We start from the raw sequence: 17,583 nt of genomic DNA, 5'->3' as shown, positions 1-17,583 counted from the left end.
GTAAATAGCTGATATTAATCAGTATTTTTAATTTTCCTCACATATGCTTACGAAAAAATTGCTCATAAATCGTAATAAAGCTGCCCAAGGGTGGCTTTTTTATGATAAAAACACAGAGAACCAGTAGCCAAATTGTTTTTTGCTGTGAGAGTTGCTTACATTGTCTAAAACCACGCCTATGAATTGTGCCTAATTTAGGCATAATACTGGTGGCATTGCTCAATGATAGGCCGTAACCACTAATGTCATAGCATCTTTAGATACACCAAGAAAATTTGCTCAAGCCCCACTTAGGATTTATTATGTCAGACAAACATTATGATGCGTTGCCGAAAGCGCATACGACCTATGCCAATATCGTTAAAAGTTTATTGCCTATTGGTAATAATGGCAAAATCAGTAAAGACCAATTGCCGCAAGCGACTTACTATGTGGACGATTTGCACATTGACCAAAGTAACTTAAACGATTATCGTAAAATTTGTGGTTTTGCAGATAATGGCAAAGTACCCATTACTTACTTTTCAGTGCTGTCTCAAACGCTGCAAATGAATATGATGGTCAAAGAGCCATTTCCATTTGCTATGCTGGGTCTAGTGCACGTCGATAATAGTGTGACTCAGTATCGTCCTATCGGTGAGCGTGAAACGGTTGCTATGTCAGTTACCTTTGATAATTTGCGTGACCATGCTCAGGGTCAGCAGTTTGATTTTGTGACGACGGTCAAGTCAGAAGATAAAGTGATTTGGGAAGGTACTTCGACGTATCTATCACGCAGCAAAAAACCAATCAGCAGCAAAGACAAAAAAAGCACTCCACGTCCAATAACGGTCAAGCCATCAGTCAACCCAGAAGGCGTGCATAGTATCTTTGAAGTGCCAGAAGATATCGGTCGTCGTTATGCTTTTGTTTCAGGTGACTTTAACCTCATTCATCTCCATCCATTATCTGCGCGTGCGTTTGGCTTTCCTAAAGCGATTGCTCACGGCATGTGGTCAAAGGCCAAATGCCTTGCTATGATGGACGAGTTGCCGGATGCTTGTACGGTTGATGTGTCATTTAAACTGCCTATCTTTTTGCCAGCCGAAGTAGAGCTTATCGCTGATCCGGTGGCTGCACTTAAAGACACAGACGATACCTGTGAGTTTGGCTTATTTAGCTCTAAAAATGACAAGCCGCATTTGGCAGGTACGGTTAAATTACAGAGTGGCAATGAATAAAAGCCAGTAGAACAAATGTCATTTAACTAAAAAATATCTCAATATGGTCGATTCGTGATAGAAAAGTGATCGCGTTAACCTCGCTTGAAGTATTGCTTATACATCGACACGCGGTTGTTTTGTACTTATTTTAACTGGAATTGACCATAGTAAATATAACGAACAAATTTATAATTATGACTTCACATACCGCCGTACCGAACCCAGATCAACTGAATCATTCAGTAGCTATTGACACAGTATCGAATGCTGGCAATAACGTTTTAGACAATGGTGTTGATCTTAGTACTATTCTTGAGCCTTATTTTCGTCCTGATGACACTACCATTGTATGCGGTGCACTCAATGACGAAAAAGTGGTTGCCTTAGCGAACGCTGGGGTTGAGTTAGTGATTAACTTACAGCCAGATGATGAATTGAGCTTTGATGAAGCCGCAGCGGTCGAGCGAGCTGGCATGCACTATGAGCATCTGCCTATTAACGGTGCTGCAGACTTAAAGCAGCTCAATATATTGGCATTTGATAATATATTGCGCCAACATCATGGCAAAAAAACGGCAGTGCATTGTGGCTCAGGCAATAGAGTGGGTGCCGCAATGGCGCTACGCGCAGGATGGTTACGTGGACGTAAAATGGACACCGCTATGGAACGTGGGCGCAGTCATGGCTTAACGAAGCTTGAGCAAGAAGTTCATAATCGTCTGTTGGTACCGCGTTAAGACCATAAGGATGACAACGTATTATTGAGCAGCATTGAATGACAGAGAGGCGACCACTAGGTTGCCTTTTTTATTAAGGCGCGTTGTTATTTTAAAAATAAGGACACGCCCTAAGCAAACGAAAAGATAAATTGTTAATATTGAGATATTGAACAGTTACGCCTTAGCAAATAATGTATTTTTTATCATATGAACAATTAATATTAGGGGCTAAATAGTTTTTTACCGTTTAGCTGTTTTATAGAAATGGAGCAGGGTAGCCATGATGGACAATAATAATAAAACCACGCAGATTTTTGATCATCAGATAAATATAACGTTGCAACAACGTTTGCAGCAAATACTCACCGATTTACAGCTTGATGATGCACCAGCAGGGGGTGCCGTGGTTGTCTATCAGGCAGGAGAATGCATTGCACAGGCGAGTGTGGGGATGGCACGTCCAGAGATGTCGTGGCAGCCTGATACTTTGGCGATTAACTTTTCGACGGGTAAAGGTGTATTGGCGACGCTCGTACATATATTGGTTTCGCAGCAGATGCTTGATTATGACCAGCCTATTGCCCATTATTGGCCTGCATTTTCTGCACAGAATAAAGGGAATATTACGCTACGTAGCGTGATGTCACATCAAGCCAACTTATTCTCAATTCAGAGTATCGATGCGGATAGCGAAGCTTTGCTTGATTGGGATCAAATGCTCAATAAAGTTGCTGCCATGTCAATCACAGCACCAGACCATGGCGAGCTATATGACAGCGCTTATAGTGCTCTGGTCTATGGTTGGGTGTTGGGCGGTCTGATAGAAGCCGTTACTGAAATGCCTTTAGCTGAGGCATTGCGCTATTATCTCACTGAGCCTTTAGGTATTGCCGATAGTTGCTATTTTGGTGTACCAGAGAATAAAGTCAACCAAATAGCAAGACTGGCCAAAGACTTCGAAGCATCAAATGAGGCTGGCTCACAACTGCGTAATAAACGTCATAAACCAACCCTAAAAGCCGATTCACAAAGTACTTTACGTACTTATGCTAGTCTGCCTAGCTACACTTGTTGGCAGCAGTTCGCCTTGGTTGATATACAAGCGGTAGACCTAAGGTCAGATGATGAGCAGAACACTTTACCGATATTAGACACGGCTCATATTAATCGTTTGTACTTCAATACCAGTCAGCTTAATCTAAAAAACTATAAGGCGGCACTCATACCTGCTGGCAAACAAGCAATCGATTATCACAGTCGTGAGACATTACAGGCGATTATTCCAGCAGCAAATGGTGTCGCTTCAGCTCAGGCATTGGCGACCATCTATGCCATGTTAGCCAATGGCGGAACATGGCAAGGACACAAGTTTATTAATAGCGCCACTTTTGAGCAACTATCCAAACCGCAAGTCACAGGGCTAGATGCTGTTATGCCAGCAAACATGGATTGGCGCTTGGGTTATCATCGGTTATTTAGTCTCTGTCAGCATACAGACAGTGAAGAAGTTGATGTAAACAAGCAAGGATTTGGGCATATGGGCTATAACGGTTCAGTGGCTTGGTGTGACCCAGAGCGTCAGTTGTCATTTGCCTTTATCCATAATTTTGACACCACGATGCTGAATGATGTCCGTCAGTTTGCACTAACGGAAGCGGTACTTAACTTAGTCGATTCAGAGCTTTCAAAGCGCTAAATAGCTCTATCGATAAGGTTAATGTGATTTATTCGGCGTCATTTTCAGCAATTTTGTGGCGCTAAGACCATGGATAAAAATTGACGCTAAAATGACAATCGAACAGACGACCCATAGCTTAAGCGCATCTTCATCACCGAAAAAACCTTGGTTGAGCGCATAAGATAAATAATATAGCGTACCAATACCACGGATGCCCAAAGCAGAGATGGCATATTTTTCAGTGTGTGCCATGTTTAGTCCTGATAAAGCAATAAACCCACCAATGGGACGTATCAATAAGAGGAAGGTGAAGCTGACGATGTAAACACGCCATGTCAGCTCAACGCCCGATTGCAATCCTTGACCAAGAAACATGCCGAAAGTGACCAGCACTAAAGACATGAGTAAGCCTTCTGATTGTTCTGCAAAATCATGGAGCTTGTGGTGATAGCTGTGCTCATGCTCTGAGCGGCGAAAGGCAAATGCCGCGATAAATACGGCGATAAAGCCATAACTATGTACAAATTCGGCAAGTCCATAAGCCACTAACGTTAGCGCAATGACCACATAGCCTTGAGAAATAGTGGTGTTTTGGCTGTATTTTGAAAATACCAGCTTGGCCATAATTTTACCAACGACAATCCCCACCACCAGCCCAGCACCAATTTTCCATAAGACATCATGAGTGAACCATGACCAGAGCATCTCGAGGGTAAAGGTATTGCCTTTGCTAAAAGCTTCTGCTATTTTTATGGCCAAATAAACAAATGGGAAAGCCAGTCCGTCATTCAATCCTGCTTCTGAGGTCAAGGTAAAGCGAGGTGTGTCTTCGCGACCTGTATTGGGTGGCCCTACTTGAATACTAGAAGCTAAGACGGGATCGGTTGGAGCCAGTACTGCGCCCAGCAATATAGCGGCTCCCAGACTGAGACCAAATGCATAGTAGCCTAGCACCGCCATCGCAAAGATGCCAATCGGCATGGTAATAAGCAACAGACGCACGGTCGGTCGCCACAATTGCCAAGACAGCTTCGTATCAATTTTGATACCAGCACCAACCAAGGATACGAGCACCACAATTTCGGTTAATTTTTCGATAATTAAGCCGTTATTCATAGGGTCTAAAAATGATAAGGTCGTCCACCAGTACCCCATCAGCAGCCCAAAGCTGACCTGCAACATAGGCAAAGAGATAGGCGTGCGCTTAAATATAATGGGGAACAACGCCCCCAGTAAAAAAGCGATACCGCAGACCAATAAAAATAAATTGTAGTTTTCAATCATAAGGTAGGTGCACGCTGTTATGTTTATCTTAAAAAGTTAGAGTGAGGTCATATTTACTAGGGCGTGTCCTTATTTTAAAAATGGTGATAAAAATGAGGTAAATTGCAGTCAAACAAGGAAAATAGTGCAGATAATATCGAGATATTACCTAGCTATTTGACGATGTTTGGCAAGATTTAACCATTTTTAGCTCATTTAGATTGCTATCGGTTGAATTGAGGACACGCCCTAGTCCATTATAATGACGCTAAAAAATAATGATTACCGCAAAAAATCGTTATCAAAACGACATATGCGTTGTTTTTTGGTGAAAAAAAAGCCTGCATAGCGCAGGCTTAATAGATTTTTACCAATATACTTTAACGATTAATAATTGAAGGCTTAACGCTCAACTTGACTCACGTCACGTACCGCACCAGTATCGGCACTGGTAGTCATAGCAGCATAGGCACGTAGCGCAGGGGTCACATGACGGTCACGGCTTACAGGCTTCCACGCATCGCGGCCACGAGCTTCCATCGCCTCGCGGCGAGTGGCCAAATCGGCATCACTGACTTGCATGTTAATCGTACGATTAGGAATGTCGATATGGATGGTATCGCCTTCTTCAACCAAACCAATGGCGCCACCTTCCGCTGCTTCTGGGCTTGCATGACCAATGGATAAACCTGATGTTCCACCCGAGAAACGACCGTCAGTTAGTAGGGCGCATTCTTTACCCAAGCCTTTAGACTTAAGGTAAGTCGTTGGATAAAGCATCTCTTGCATGCCAGGGCCACCTTTAGGGCCTTCATAGCGGATAATGACCACATCACCTGCGACGATATCGTCAGCCAATACCGCAGCGACAGCATCATCTTGTGACTCAAATAGGCGCGCGCGACCAGTGAATACTAGGATGCTGTCATCCACACCTGCGGTTTTGACTACACAGCCACGCTCAGCGATATTGCCATACAATACGGCCAAACCACCATCTGTAGAATAGGCATGTTGGGCACTACGGATGCAACCTGACTCACGGTTGACGTCAAGGTTTGACCATTCTTTTGATTGTGAAAATGCCTCAGTGGTACGTATGCCACCCGGTGCTGCAAGGAAGCGTGCGCGTGCCTCTTGATTATCAGGATTCATGATATCCCACTTATCAATCGCGGCTTTCATCGTTGGACTATGGATGGTCGGTACGTCAGTCTTCAGTAATCCAGCACGATCAAGCTCGGCCAATAAGGCAAAGACACCGCCAGCACGATGCACATCTTCCATATGGTATTTCTGCGAGGCAGGGGCGACTTTTGCAAGGCAAGGTACACCGCGACTTAGACGATCGATATCTGACATTTTGAAATCGACTTCTGCTTCGTTAGCAGCCGCTAACAGATGCAAAATAGTATTGGTTGAGCCACCCATCGCGATATCTAAGGTCATTGCGTTTTCGAAAGCGGCTTTGCTAGCGATGGAGCGTGGCAATACTGAATCATCATCTTGCTCATAGCGACGTTTGGCAAGTGAGACAATGGTGCGTCCTGCTTCTAAAAACAGCTCACGACGCAATGAATGAGTTGCCAATAGTGAGCCATTACCCGGTAATGCCAAGCCCAACGCTTCGGTTAAGCAGTTCATTGAGTTAGCAGTAAACATACCAGAGCACGAACCACAAGTTGGGCAGGCTGAGGCTTCGATAGCGGCTACATCTTCATCACTAATGCTGTCATCAGCGGCATCCATCATCGCATCGACAAGATCAAGCTTACGAATCGCACTACTGTCACTACCATCGGTATTATGGCTTTTACCAACCGTGCTGGCTAAAATCTTGCCCGCTTCCATTGGGCCACCTGAAATAAACACTACAGGGATATTCAGGCGCATCGCAGCCATTAACATACCCGGCGTTATTTTATCGCAGTTGGAGATACACACTAAGGCATCTGCGCAATGGGCATTGACCATATACTCGACCGAGTCGGCAATCAAATCGCGACTTGGCAGTGAGTACAACATACCGCTATGACCCATGGCAATACCATCATCGACTGCAATGGTGTTGAACTCTTTAGCCACGCCGCCTGCTTGTTCAATTTCACGTGCGACCAGTTGCCCCAAGTCTTTTAGATGCACATGGCCAGGTACGAACTGGGTAAATGAGTTGGCAATCGCAATGATTGGTTTACCAAAGTCGCCATCAGTCATGCCAGTTGCACGCCATAATGCGCGCGCGCCTGCCATATTACGGCCGCCAGTAGAGGTTTTTGAGCGATAATCCATGTGATATTCCTTACAAATAGGCGAGGTTTGTGAAAATGTGCACCCTCAATTTTAATATTGATAGTGTGCTTTTTATAAAATGCGAGGACTAGTGAATAATACTAGGTCGTTACCATACCATTAGATATGAGTCACTGAAAACTATTCATTGATAATGCCAAGTCAATAGTAGTCATAACATCGTAAGTATTTGGAAGATAAGGTGTTATTCGACGCGCTCTACTATCGCCGCCTCGAACCAAGGTAGCTCTATTTTGTCCGCTTCCAATTTAGCGATAACCACTAACGCATGAGTCGCTGGCAAGCATTGATAATCAGCGTTTGCTTCAATACGAAGTAGTTGCTCATTGCCTTCAGCTTGTTCATCTATACTGATTAAGGTTTGCTTATTATTTTTGTAGAGTACATCGATACGACCAAAAAACTGCCAATCTTTAAAAGCGGCTGTAATAGCATCTGCTTCATTCTGGGTATAAAGCTGTTGGGTGTCTTTGCCTGTATTGGTCCAATGCAAGCGTACGGCTAACTGCAACGCTTCGCTAAAAACCACCAATGACCCGATGATTTTGACATGCCAAGGGCTGCTTATTAGTGCTTCGTTAATACCAATCAGCTTGGCTGCTTCATGAGCGCTCATGGGCGTATTGAACTGTGACAGGAGGGCGGGTGTGAGCGGATTCGCTTGCTTAATCGCATCATTTAAACTGTCGTAATGATATAAGAACGGTAGTGGTAAATCCTGTGTGACCGTCTTTTTAGTGATTTTGCAATTGTGTATCTTCCAACCAATCGTCTTGTCGCTCAGTGCTTCGGCCAGAATGAGCGCGTTAGGCTCAATGCTTTGAGTGGGGGCTTGAGTCTCATTTTCAGTCTCAGCGCTGCTTGGTTGTTTTCCATTATTGAATACAGAGCCAGCTGTGACAGACGTTTGCGCTGCTTGAGCAGGTTCTGTGTAAATGTTACTCATATTTGATTGAGTCGGCAAAGTAGACGAATCCATAAACGTAGTGTTGTTAAAGTAGAGGGTTAATATAACATTTAAAGCGCCTGACTCGCCAACCAAATTAGTGAGCTACCGCGATTAGCTTACGTATTGCGAATTTTTAATAACGAGTGCTATCGCAACTTGTGCTTAAACGACATTTCGTCCACTATATTACAGGTTGTCCCACCCCCTCTAAAAGCTGTTGAGCAACCAATAATCAAACAAGTAAAGGAAAAAATAATGACCCAAGCCAATGAGCAAGCCGCGTATGACGATAACAATATCTTTGCCAAAATGCTAAACGGTGACATTCCCTATCACAAAGTTTATGAAGATGATAAAACCCTTGCTTTTATGGATATCATGCCACAAGCAGAGGGGCATGTGCTGGTGATTCCTAAGCAAAAAGCCGTTGATTTGGCGGATCTTGAACCAGAGTATGCCGCAGCGGTGTTAATGACCGCTAAAAAAGTCATGCAAGCACAGCGTCAAGTGTTTGCGCGTGAAGGCATTATTCAGATGCAATTAAATGGTAGCGAGGCGGGTCAAACCGTTTTTCATTATCACGTGCATCTCATTCCATCGAGTATTCATCAGCTCGGTCGACATGCAGTGACCCAAGCTGATCACACAGAACTGGCTGAAACGGCTAAGCAACTTGCTGCTACCATTACTGTTTAGTAATAAAAAAACGAGATAGCTGTCGAATTAACAAGCAAAACGTAAATTGTTCCAGAATAAAATAAAAAAGTCGCTAACAAGCGGCCTTTTTTATTACTTGGTAATAGTCATGTAACAATCGTTAAAGTCATGTTACAAGTTGGGCGCTTGTCTGGGGTTTTTGAGCATAGTGTGATAAAAATTGTATTTGTTTAATAATAACTGATGCATTTTCGCCTTTGTGAGTCACTTTTTATAAAAAAGGCACTGCTCCTTCTGATTATTAATCTTTATATCGAAGATTATTTTTCATTGCTACTTTTTGGGGATATCACTTTCTATGAGTAAATTACCTCGCTCCACTATTTTGTTGCCGGTTTTTGTACCGGCAGCAGCGATTATGCTGTTATTGGTGATCGGTACAGCCATCAACCCTGACGCTGCTGGCGAGCTGTTCAGCAAAGTGTTGGCATTTACCACCGACACTTTCGGCTGGTTTTATATGTTGGCAGTCGCCATATTTTTGATGTTTATTATCGCCTTGGCATTTTCGCCTTATGGCAGTATTAAATTGGGCCCTGACCATGCGGAGGCTGAGTATAAGTTTCTGGAATGGTTCGCCATGCTATTCTCCGCAGGCTACGGCATAGCCTTGCTGTTTTATGGCGTAGCAGAGCCCGTATTGCATTTTGCCAGTCCGCCACTTTCCACGCCGCAGACGATTGAAGCTGCTAAAGAAGCCATGCAAATTGCCTATTTTCATTGGGGTTTTCATATTTGGGCGATTTATGGTGTAGTAGGTTTGTCGCTGGCGTATTTCTCTTTTCGTCATGGCTTGCCATTGTCGGTACGCTCAACGCTATATCCATTAATCGGTGACAAAATCTATGGCCCTATCGGACATACTGTTGATGTGTTTGCGATAGTGGGTACGATGTTTGGTATCGCCACCAGTTTGGGTCTATCGGTGGCGCAAATTAATGCAGGACTAAATTATTTGCTACCAGAGATGGTGCCAGTTAATACGACGGTGCAGGTTATTATCATCGCCTTAGTAACAACAGCTGCCTTGGTGTCCGTGTTGGCAGGTATGGACAAAGGCGTCAAGCGCTTGTCTATTTTAAATATGGTATTGGCAACGGCACTCATGTTATTTGTCTTTATCGTTGGTCCGTCGATCTTTATTCTCAATGCTTTTATGGAAAACACGGGCAGCTATCTGGGCAATATCGTTGAGCGTACTTTTAGCTTGCAAGCGTATCAATCGAGTGATTGGATCGGTAGTTGGACACTATTTATTTTTGCATGGACGATTGCTTGGGCGCCTTTTGTGGGTCTGTTTATTGCCAAAATCAGTCGCGGTCGCACCATTCGTGAGTTTGTATTGGGCGTCATGTTAGTGCCAACGCTATTTACCTTCTTTTGGTTTTCGGTGTTTGGTGATACGGCACTACATATGATTATGGTCGATGGTTACGACGCGCTGATTAGCGAAGTGCAAAACAACCAAGCGATTGCGTTATTTAAATTGCTAGAGAATTTACCATTCACGCAGATTGTCTCGTCATTGACAGTACTGTTAATTATTACTTTTTTTGTCACGTCATCGGATTCAGGGTCATTAGTGATTGACTCGCTCGCTGCGGGTGGACGTAGTGATACGCCTTGGTGGCAGCGCTCGTTTTGGGTGGTAACCGAGGGGGCGGTCGCGGCAGTTCTACTTATCGCGGGCGGTCTGAGTGCACTACAAACAGCGGCTATCGTTAGTGCTTTACCGTTTGCAATCATTATATTGATTTCGACATTTGGTATGTGGCGCGCGCTACGTATTGAAGAGCATCGCAATCAAAGCCTAGCCAATGACAATCATTTGCCGCCGCATCTACTTAAGCTTGACGCATGGCGTGATCGTATTGACTATATCACCAATCAACCAACGCGAGATAAAGTGCTGGGTTATATCAAAGGTACGGTTTTATCATCGATGCATGAGGTGGCAGAGAAATTTGCCGAAACAGGCTGGTTGCCTGATGTAAATTATGATGAGGTCAATAACCGTGCTGTATTGGAATTAAGACGCGGTGACAATGTAGAGTTCTGGTATGAAGTTCGTTTGTCAGAGCATGAAATTCCTGACTATTATACGGAAGATATGGCCAATGAATTACCACAAGAGCACCATCATCGTGCTGAGGTGTATTTGCGCCGTGGTGGTCAAACCTATGATTTATATGGCTATCAATCAGAGTCGGTGATTAACGATATTATTGATCAGTTCGAAAAATACCTACACTTCTTAAATGTGTCGCCAGATAGTTTGCCGTGGCGTATGCAGGAGCATGATGAGGACATCACACTAGAACAGGGCAGTGTGTTTGATAAGTAAGGGTACACTGTTGAAAAAGTCGTGTTTCTTAATGCAAGTTATTCATGTTAATAGCTTGCAATATGCGTACGATTCCTTAGAATAACGGCTTGTTTTTATTATCTTATTTTAATTAATGGCAAGCCGTTTGTTATGTCTACTGATTCTCCTGCTTTACCGTCGTCTTTGCCAGTATCTGACCATCCATTATTGCAACCATTGAATATCGGTGGCCTGACGATTGAAAACCGCCTCATGGTTGCTCCTATGGCTGGCGTGACGGACAATCCTTTTCGGCGTTTATGTAAATCCTTTGGTGCCGGTCATGCGGTGAGTGAAATGATTATCGCTGACACGGCGCTTTACGCGCGCAAAAAGTCCTTGTATCGTGCCAATTTTGACAATGAAATTGCGCCTATATCAGCGCAAATTGCAGGGGCTGAGCCTGATAAATTAGCAGAAGCGGCACGTTATCAGATCGATAATGGCGCGCAAATTATTGATATCAATATGGGCTGCCCTGCCAAAAAAGTTTGCCGTAGGCTGGCAGGTTCTGCACTGTTGCAAGACGAAGATTTGGTTGCCCGTTTACTAGATGCGGCGGTAAATAGCGTAAATGCCCCCGTGACCTTAAAAACGCGATTGGGCTATGAGAATGGTCGTGAGAATATCTTGCGTGTGGCGAAGCGCGCTGAGCAAGCAGGTATTGCAGCGATTGCCATTCACGGACGCACGCGCGAGGATATGTACACTGGCGAGGCGCGTTATGAGCTGATACGCGAAGTTAAAGAAAGTATCAACATTCCCGTCATTGCCAATGGCGATATCGATAGCGCGCAAAAAGCCCAGCGTGTCTATGAGTTGACAGGCTGTGACGCGGTGATGATTGGGCGTGCTGCCCAAGGACAACCGTGGATATTCCGCGATATCGAGCATTTCTTACGCACTGGTGAGAGTCTTGATGCACCGAGCGTCAGTGAGATAAAAGAGATCGTATTGGCGCATTTGCAAGAGCTATATGACTTTTATGGTGAGTACTCTGGCTGCCGTATCGCTCGCAAGCACATTGCTTGGTATACCACAGGCATTCCTAATTCTAATGCTTTTCGCCAAGCAATGTATGGTGAAGAAAGTACCGCTGGACAGTTTCGCGTGGTCGAAGATTTTTTGCAGGCGCACGGATAGTAAGTGAGCAGAGGGTTCATGCTAAGCGTTTGTTAAATAATAAAAAAGCTTTAAGGCTCGTCCACTTTAGCGGTACTTGGTTCTTTTTTGAGTGCGGTATTTTCTTTTTGCCAAGGGAATTTGCCTTCTAATTCTACTTGTAGTGACAAGATCAAAAAAGTCCGAATGAGTACGATAAAACCTAGTACTAGGACGCTGCGTAACGTCGGTTCTGTGACGACAGTCGCCATAATATCAGCGGCGATGAGGACTTCTAATCCTAACAAAATAGATTTACCGACGGTTTGTCTGACTTCGATATAGGTCTCATGGTTAAACCCACTGGTTAGGCGAATCCCTCGATAAAAAGCAAAAAACAGTCCAAAAAACATAATAAGTACGCCAATGACCTCGACTATCTTAGCAATTAAATCAATGTAATGAGCTAGAGTTGCAATCAAAATAGATACTCCTTATCGATGCTCGGTGAAAAGCGTAAGTCTGAAAAATACTGCGATTATACGTTTATCGATCCTTATGATCGGCAAATTATCTGGCTGAGACGGCGGTTTTGTTCACTTTAAGCCATAATTTTTTGCTATGCTGTAATCGAACATTCATAGGCATAGAAACAACAAAAAGGATTTTTTATGGCCAATCCCTCAAAAAAAGCAATCAACAAAGCGGTCAAAGATAAGCATATCATTATCACAGGGGCATCAAGCGGTATTGGTGAGCGTACAGCATATTTACTTAGTGAATGCGGTGCGCATGTTATCTTATTAGCACGTACCGAAGACAAACTAAAAGCCGTTAAAGAAAGTATCGAGGAGCTTGGTGGCAATGCCAGTTATTACCCTTGTGATTTGACCAATATGGATGATATCGAAAAAGTTAGCACGCAAATTTTGGCAGATTTCGGACATGTTGATGTCTTGGTCAATAACGCTGGTCGTTCAATTCGGCGTTCGGTTCACGAGTCTATTGATCGTTTCCATGATTTTGAGCGTACTATGGATATCAATTACTTTGGCGCGGTTAAAATAGTTCTTGGGTTTTTGCCGAGGATGATTGAACGTCAGACTGGTCAAATTGTGAATATCTCATCGATTGGCGTATTGGCAAACAGTCCGCGTTTTGCCGCTTATGTTGCCTCAAAATCGGCATTGGACGCTTTTAGCCGCTGCTTAGCTGCTGAAGTGAAGGGCGATAATGTGACGATTACCAATATTTTTATGCCATTGGTGCGTACGCCTATGATTGAGCCTACTAAGTTATACCGTTACATGCCTGCATTAATGCCTGATGAAGCCGCGATGATGGTTGCCAAAGCGATTGTCCATAAACCAAACAGTATTGCCAGCAACATGGGTAAATTTGCGTCAGCTACTTATTCACTGGCACCAGCAATCAACGTTGGTATTCAGTCGATGGGTTATCGTATTTTTCCAAGCACCCGCGCTGGACTGACTACCGATAAGAAGCCAAACCTTGCTCAGCGTGCTTTTGCCAGAATACTGCCTGGTGAGCATCATTAGAATAGGCTGTATATGAGCCTTGATTTAGAATAAAAAAGGACGCTGCGGTGTCCTTTTTTAATGCCTTAAAAATTATTATTGTTGATATAAAATAGGAGAGAGGGCAGTAGCAGCCTTTTGTTCTTAACGCTTTATTATGATCAAAACCTATTTATAAATGTCTATCATCATCACTTTTATGGGAACTAAAGTGTCTTCAACTCAAATTTAGATATGACACGGACATTAGATCATAAGTCGTTTTGGGTCATAAATGAGTCAATCATGGCAGCTCAAATCGTGATTGCCATGATGTTAGATCCTGTATGAGTCAGGATAATGTTTAAGGCATATGTCAGTCGGCTTATAATTAAAGCTCCGCTCCTAATGCTTATGTCCTGTAGAGTACTTTGACCACATGCCAGCCAAATTTGGTTTTTACCAAATGTGGGGTGAAGAGTTTGCCGCTGAAGCAGATTTTGTCAAATGGCGGTACCATGTCGCCTTGTTGAAACTCACCTAAGCTGCCGCCTTTTTTACCTGATGGGCAGGTTGAATGTCGTTTCGCCAGCACATCGAACTTAGCGCCTTTTTGAAGCTTGGCAATAATGTCTTCAGCCTGCTCTTTGTGTTTTACTAAAATGTGTAATGCGCTAGCTGTACGAGCCATAATGTAAACCTTTCATAAAATATCAATTATCGGGGCATTATATCACGGCTTATCTTGGTTGCTAACTTCACTTGTATGCGCTACTTCTTCAAAAGCCATTATCTACACAGGGACTACTATTTGGATGAGAATCAGTGTCTTTTGAGTGTCGCTGTCATTACATCGGTGCAATGCATTTGGGTAGCTTACGAGCCCAATCAAGCCTAATGGTTAGGCATTAAGCGCTTTGCTAACTTTTTAATATCGTTATTCCCAACAGGATCTAGTGATTTGGCATACCATAATGATCTGCGATTAGCTCAACAGTGCGCGATTGGGCGCGGCGCGAATAGCCCTGAACCACCATCATTACCTCATCGACACCTGTCTGCTCCTGAAGATCCTCTAAACCTTTTGCGACCTCGGCAGCAGTGCCATGCAGGGTTTGATCGGTATACTGTTCAATAATCTGGTGCTCTTGCATATTGCCTTGAAAAGCGGCTACTTCATCAGGAGGCAGTAAAGCAAAAGGCTTGCGCTGAAACATTCTCAACATTGCCATGGCAGACGATGTTGACTGGCGACGTGCCTCTACAGGATCTTCGTCCGCAATCGCGCCAATGCTGACTAAGCAGTATGGCTTGGCTAGAATTTTTGAAGGACGGAAATTCTCTCGGTAAATGCGCATGGCACTTAAGACATCAGCATTGCCAAACTGTAGAGCAAATGCATAAGGTCTACCCAGCTTTGCTGCCAGATGCGCGGAGTAAGTCGATGACCCTAAGATCCAAACATCAGCAGCGGTCTTCGATGGGGGTACTCGGTTTTGCTCGGCTTGCCATGGGCCTGGCACCGCATGAACCGCATGATAAGGATGGTCTTTTGGAAAACTGTTTTCTAAAAAGCCCAACAACTCTGCGACTTGCTGAGGAAATTCATCGTTTGCTGCCTTATGCCGACGCAAAGCGGAAGCCGTTGCACCATCCGTACCCAGTGCCCGTCCCAAACCAAGATCAATTCGTCCTGGCGCCATCGCATCGAGCATGCCAAATTGTTCAGCAATGACCAAAGGCACATGATTCGGTAGCATGATGCCGCCTGCACCAAGCCTAATTCGCTCAGTTTCCCCAGTAAGCCGAGCCACCATCATCTGCGGTGAAGGCACCGAAGCACCAGGCATGGCATGATGTTCAGACATCCAAAACCGCTGAAAGCCTCTTTTGTCAGCCAATTTCGCAAGCGCAATCATCTCTTGAAAGGTGTCCTCTGCCGTGTGACTAACGCCGGTGAAGGCATTGTCGAGCACCGAAAGAACGAAAGGGGCGCTACCTGAATGATTTGGCATATTCATAAACGATCTCATTTTTACCGTATTAACGATGCATAGCAACACACTTTGGGTATTGCCACACAGGGAAGATTTAAAGACCCAACCATCAAGCACTAGAATTTATAGGTTTGACCATCATTAGGGACAAGCGCACGCTGCTTGTCTAAGTGCTTTTCTTCGATAAAGCGGCGCAGCTCTGCCTTGGTGAGGGTGGCATGATTGACCGTATCCATGTGCACGCTCACGATCTGAGCATTAGGAGAGAATTTATACGCACGGTATACATCCTCTTTACCCATAATGATAGAGTCATCAACAAAGGTAGTTAACTTCGCATAGCCTGTATTAAGGATGACCGCATCAGGCTTATAGCGAGTGAATGCATCTTCCACTTCCTTATTCCAAACGGTATCCCCTGCGACATAAACGGTCTTGTAGTTTGGTTTCTGGAATACAATCCCCATCGTTTTGCCCAGTAGTTCAGCTAATGGTGCCACTTTGTACATCTCATCAGTACCATGCTGTCCGATGGTTTTATGAATTGTAACGCCTTTAAACACAAAGCCTTGCTCTGTTAATGCTATAACATTGGTAAAACCATCTTTACGTACGATTGCCGTATCCGCTTCATCTTGGGTAAAAATTGGCATGTCACGCGGCACGAGGTTGCGTGCGGCATCATCCCAATGGTCAGCATGAAGATGCGTCAAGATAATGGCATCAGCCCTAAGCACTTCGGCAACAGTCATCGGCAAATCCACCATTGGATAGCGTATTTGGCTATTTACTGTGCCATCAAACCCTGGATAAGCGTTTTTAGCTGCTAGCATCGGATCCACTAAAAACGTGGTGCCAGCATAATCAAGCTTGATCGTGGCATTACGGATTTGCTGAAATTGAACGGTATTGGTAGCTGTCTGTTTTACCGCGTTAGAATTTGCTGCTGGACTGGCAAAGGTGGTACATGCCGTTAACAACATGACGCCACTTAACAGTGTGGTGCCGGTCAGTGATTTTGCGATATTCATAATAGTTACCTTATTGAGGAAATTCTTCTTAATGGGACTAGGGTTTAAGAGTCTATTTCATGACTAAATCATGGTTTGGCTAACAACTCTGGATTAACGGGCAATCCAAGTTTGGGTATCAATCACTTCGCCATATAGAAACTCAATCGCTGCCATGATGGTGGCATGAGCCTGAACAGCAGGTACTTTCGTACCATTAAATTCAAGATCAAGCGTGGCACAGGCATCATGAACCGTAGTGGTTGTATAACCAAAGTCCACTGCAGCACGAACTGTGGCATCCACACACATGTGGCTCATGGCGCCAATCACAGTCACTTCTTTGATACCTTCTTTATCTAATAGCTCTTTCAGATTGGTCTCACGGAACGAATTGGGGTAATGCTTAGTGATGACGGCTTCATTCTCTATTGGTTTTACCTTTTCATTGATTGCTACACCATCGGTACCAGGCGTAAAGATCGGTGCGTCAGCAGGCATTTCATGACGGATATGAATGACGGTATGACCTTTTTCTCTCGCAGACGCAATCACCAAAGCTGCATTATCAGCGGCTTCGTTAATACCTACAAGTGATAAGTTACCTTGTGGGAAATACTCATTTTGAATGTCGACAACGATCAATGCTTGTGTGTTCATGATAATGCCTCTTTGTTTATGGAAGTGACTGTATAGGCGTATATTTTACAAGCACTGTGCTACACTAACGAGTGGCTACATCGACACATAAGAGG

Annotated in this window: 15 protein-coding genes; 7 read left to right on the top strand and 8 right to left on the bottom strand. The window is 44.1% G+C overall.

The features are described 5' to 3' along the window. Positions 1-302 precede the first annotated feature (302 nt). From I3257_RS07210 to I3257_RS07200, 3 genes are all read left to right on the top strand, one after another. Positions 303-1,220 carry a MaoC/PaaZ C-terminal domain-containing protein gene (locus I3257_RS07210; protein ID WP_055124219.1) on the top strand — a complete coding sequence of 306 codons (918 nt, stop codon included), beginning with the start codon at positions 303-305 and terminating at the stop codon, positions 1,218-1,220. A gap of 176 nt (positions 1,221-1,396) precedes the next feature. Continuing rightward, positions 1,397-1,939 carry a sulfur transferase domain-containing protein gene (locus tag I3257_RS07205; RefSeq protein WP_238049246.1) on the top strand — a complete coding sequence of 181 codons (543 nt, stop codon included), beginning with the start codon at positions 1,397-1,399 and terminating at the stop codon, positions 1,937-1,939. 262 nt (positions 1,940-2,201) lie between these two features. Further along, positions 2,202-3,617: a serine hydrolase domain-containing protein gene (locus I3257_RS07200; protein ID WP_238049245.1), complete on the top strand. Its 1,416-nt coding sequence runs from the start codon at positions 2,202-2,204 to the stop codon at positions 3,615-3,617. An 18-nt stretch (positions 3,618-3,635) separates the two neighbouring features. Here I3257_RS07200 and I3257_RS07195 read toward each other — a convergent pair whose 3' ends face one another. The 3 genes from I3257_RS07195 to I3257_RS07185 form a co-directional block, all read right to left on the bottom strand. Further along, positions 3,636-4,883 carry a cation:proton antiporter gene (locus I3257_RS07195; protein WP_238049244.1) on the bottom strand — a complete coding sequence of 416 codons (1,248 nt, stop codon included), beginning with the start codon at positions 4,881-4,883 and terminating at the stop codon, positions 3,636-3,638. Positions 4,884-5,264: 381 nt separating this feature from the next. Beyond that, complete coding sequence (gene ilvD, locus I3257_RS07190) at positions 5,265-7,151, bottom strand: dihydroxy-acid dehydratase (RefSeq protein ID WP_193009323.1); 1,887 nt, start codon at positions 7,149-7,151, stop codon at positions 5,265-5,267. Positions 7,152-7,356: 205 nt separating this feature from the next. Further along, on the bottom strand, positions 7,357-8,118 hold the full coding sequence (locus I3257_RS07185) for a hypothetical protein (RefSeq protein ID WP_238049243.1): 762 nt from the start codon (positions 8,116-8,118) through the stop codon (positions 7,357-7,359). 258 nt (positions 8,119-8,376) lie between these two features. Between I3257_RS07185 and I3257_RS07180 the strand changes: the two genes are divergently transcribed. The 3 genes from I3257_RS07180 to dusB all read left to right on the top strand — a co-directional run bounded on the left by I3257_RS07180 (position 8,377) and on the right by dusB (position 12,346). After that, a complete protein-coding gene (locus tag I3257_RS07180; RefSeq protein WP_087814376.1) occupies positions 8,377-8,817 on the top strand; it encodes an HIT family protein in 441 nt (146 codons plus the stop codon). A gap of 319 nt (positions 8,818-9,136) precedes the next feature. Beyond that, positions 9,137-11,182 (top strand): BCCT family transporter, encoded by a 2,046-nt coding sequence (locus I3257_RS07175; RefSeq protein WP_238049242.1) that lies wholly within the window; start codon positions 9,137-9,139, stop codon positions 11,180-11,182. A gap of 132 nt (positions 11,183-11,314) precedes the next feature. Next, a complete protein-coding gene (gene dusB, locus I3257_RS07170; RefSeq protein WP_087814378.1) occupies positions 11,315-12,346 on the top strand; it encodes a tRNA dihydrouridine synthase DusB in 1,032 nt (343 codons plus the stop codon). Between the two features lie 50 nt (positions 12,347-12,396). Here the strand turns inward: dusB and I3257_RS07165 are convergent, their stop codons facing one another. After that, the gene (locus I3257_RS07165; RefSeq protein WP_238049241.1) at positions 12,397-12,786 is read right to left on the bottom strand and encodes a DUF1622 domain-containing protein; all 390 of its coding nucleotides are present in this window, start codon (positions 12,784-12,786) and stop codon (positions 12,397-12,399) included. A gap of 189 nt (positions 12,787-12,975) precedes the next feature. Here I3257_RS07165 and I3257_RS07160 point away from each other — a divergent pair, with 189 nt between their 5' ends. After that, complete coding sequence (locus tag I3257_RS07160) at positions 12,976-13,863, top strand: SDR family NAD(P)-dependent oxidoreductase (protein ID WP_087814380.1); 888 nt, start codon at positions 12,976-12,978, stop codon at positions 13,861-13,863. 370 nt (positions 13,864-14,233) lie between these two features. Here the strand turns inward: I3257_RS07160 and I3257_RS07155 are convergent, their stop codons facing one another. The 4 genes from I3257_RS07155 to I3257_RS07140 all read right to left on the bottom strand — a co-directional run bounded on the left by I3257_RS07155 (position 14,234) and on the right by I3257_RS07140 (position 17,488). After that, on the bottom strand, positions 14,234-14,512 hold the full coding sequence (locus I3257_RS07155; RefSeq protein ID WP_045446094.1) for a peptidylprolyl isomerase: 279 nt from the start codon (positions 14,510-14,512) through the stop codon (positions 14,234-14,236). 262 nt (positions 14,513-14,774) lie between these two features. After that, positions 14,775-15,842: an LLM class flavin-dependent oxidoreductase gene (locus I3257_RS07150; protein WP_238049240.1), complete on the bottom strand. Its 1,068-nt coding sequence runs from the start codon at positions 15,840-15,842 to the stop codon at positions 14,775-14,777. 92 nt (positions 15,843-15,934) lie between these two features. After that, the gene (locus I3257_RS07145; RefSeq protein ID WP_087814382.1) at positions 15,935-16,849 is read right to left on the bottom strand and encodes an MBL fold metallo-hydrolase; all 915 of its coding nucleotides are present in this window, start codon (positions 16,847-16,849) and stop codon (positions 15,935-15,937) included. A 93-nt stretch (positions 16,850-16,942) separates the two neighbouring features. Further along, on the bottom strand, positions 16,943-17,488 hold the full coding sequence (locus tag I3257_RS07140) for a cysteine hydrolase family protein (protein ID WP_087814383.1): 546 nt from the start codon (positions 17,486-17,488) through the stop codon (positions 16,943-16,945). Between the last annotated feature and the right edge of the window lie 95 nt (positions 17,489-17,583).

The organism is Psychrobacter sp. Ps7, from assembly GCF_022129225.1.
Taxonomy (GTDB): Bacteria; Pseudomonadota; Gammaproteobacteria; order Pseudomonadales; family Moraxellaceae; genus Psychrobacter; species Psychrobacter immobilis_A.
Note: the sequence above shows the minus strand (reverse complement) of the source record. Positions and strands in the feature narration are given on the sequence as shown.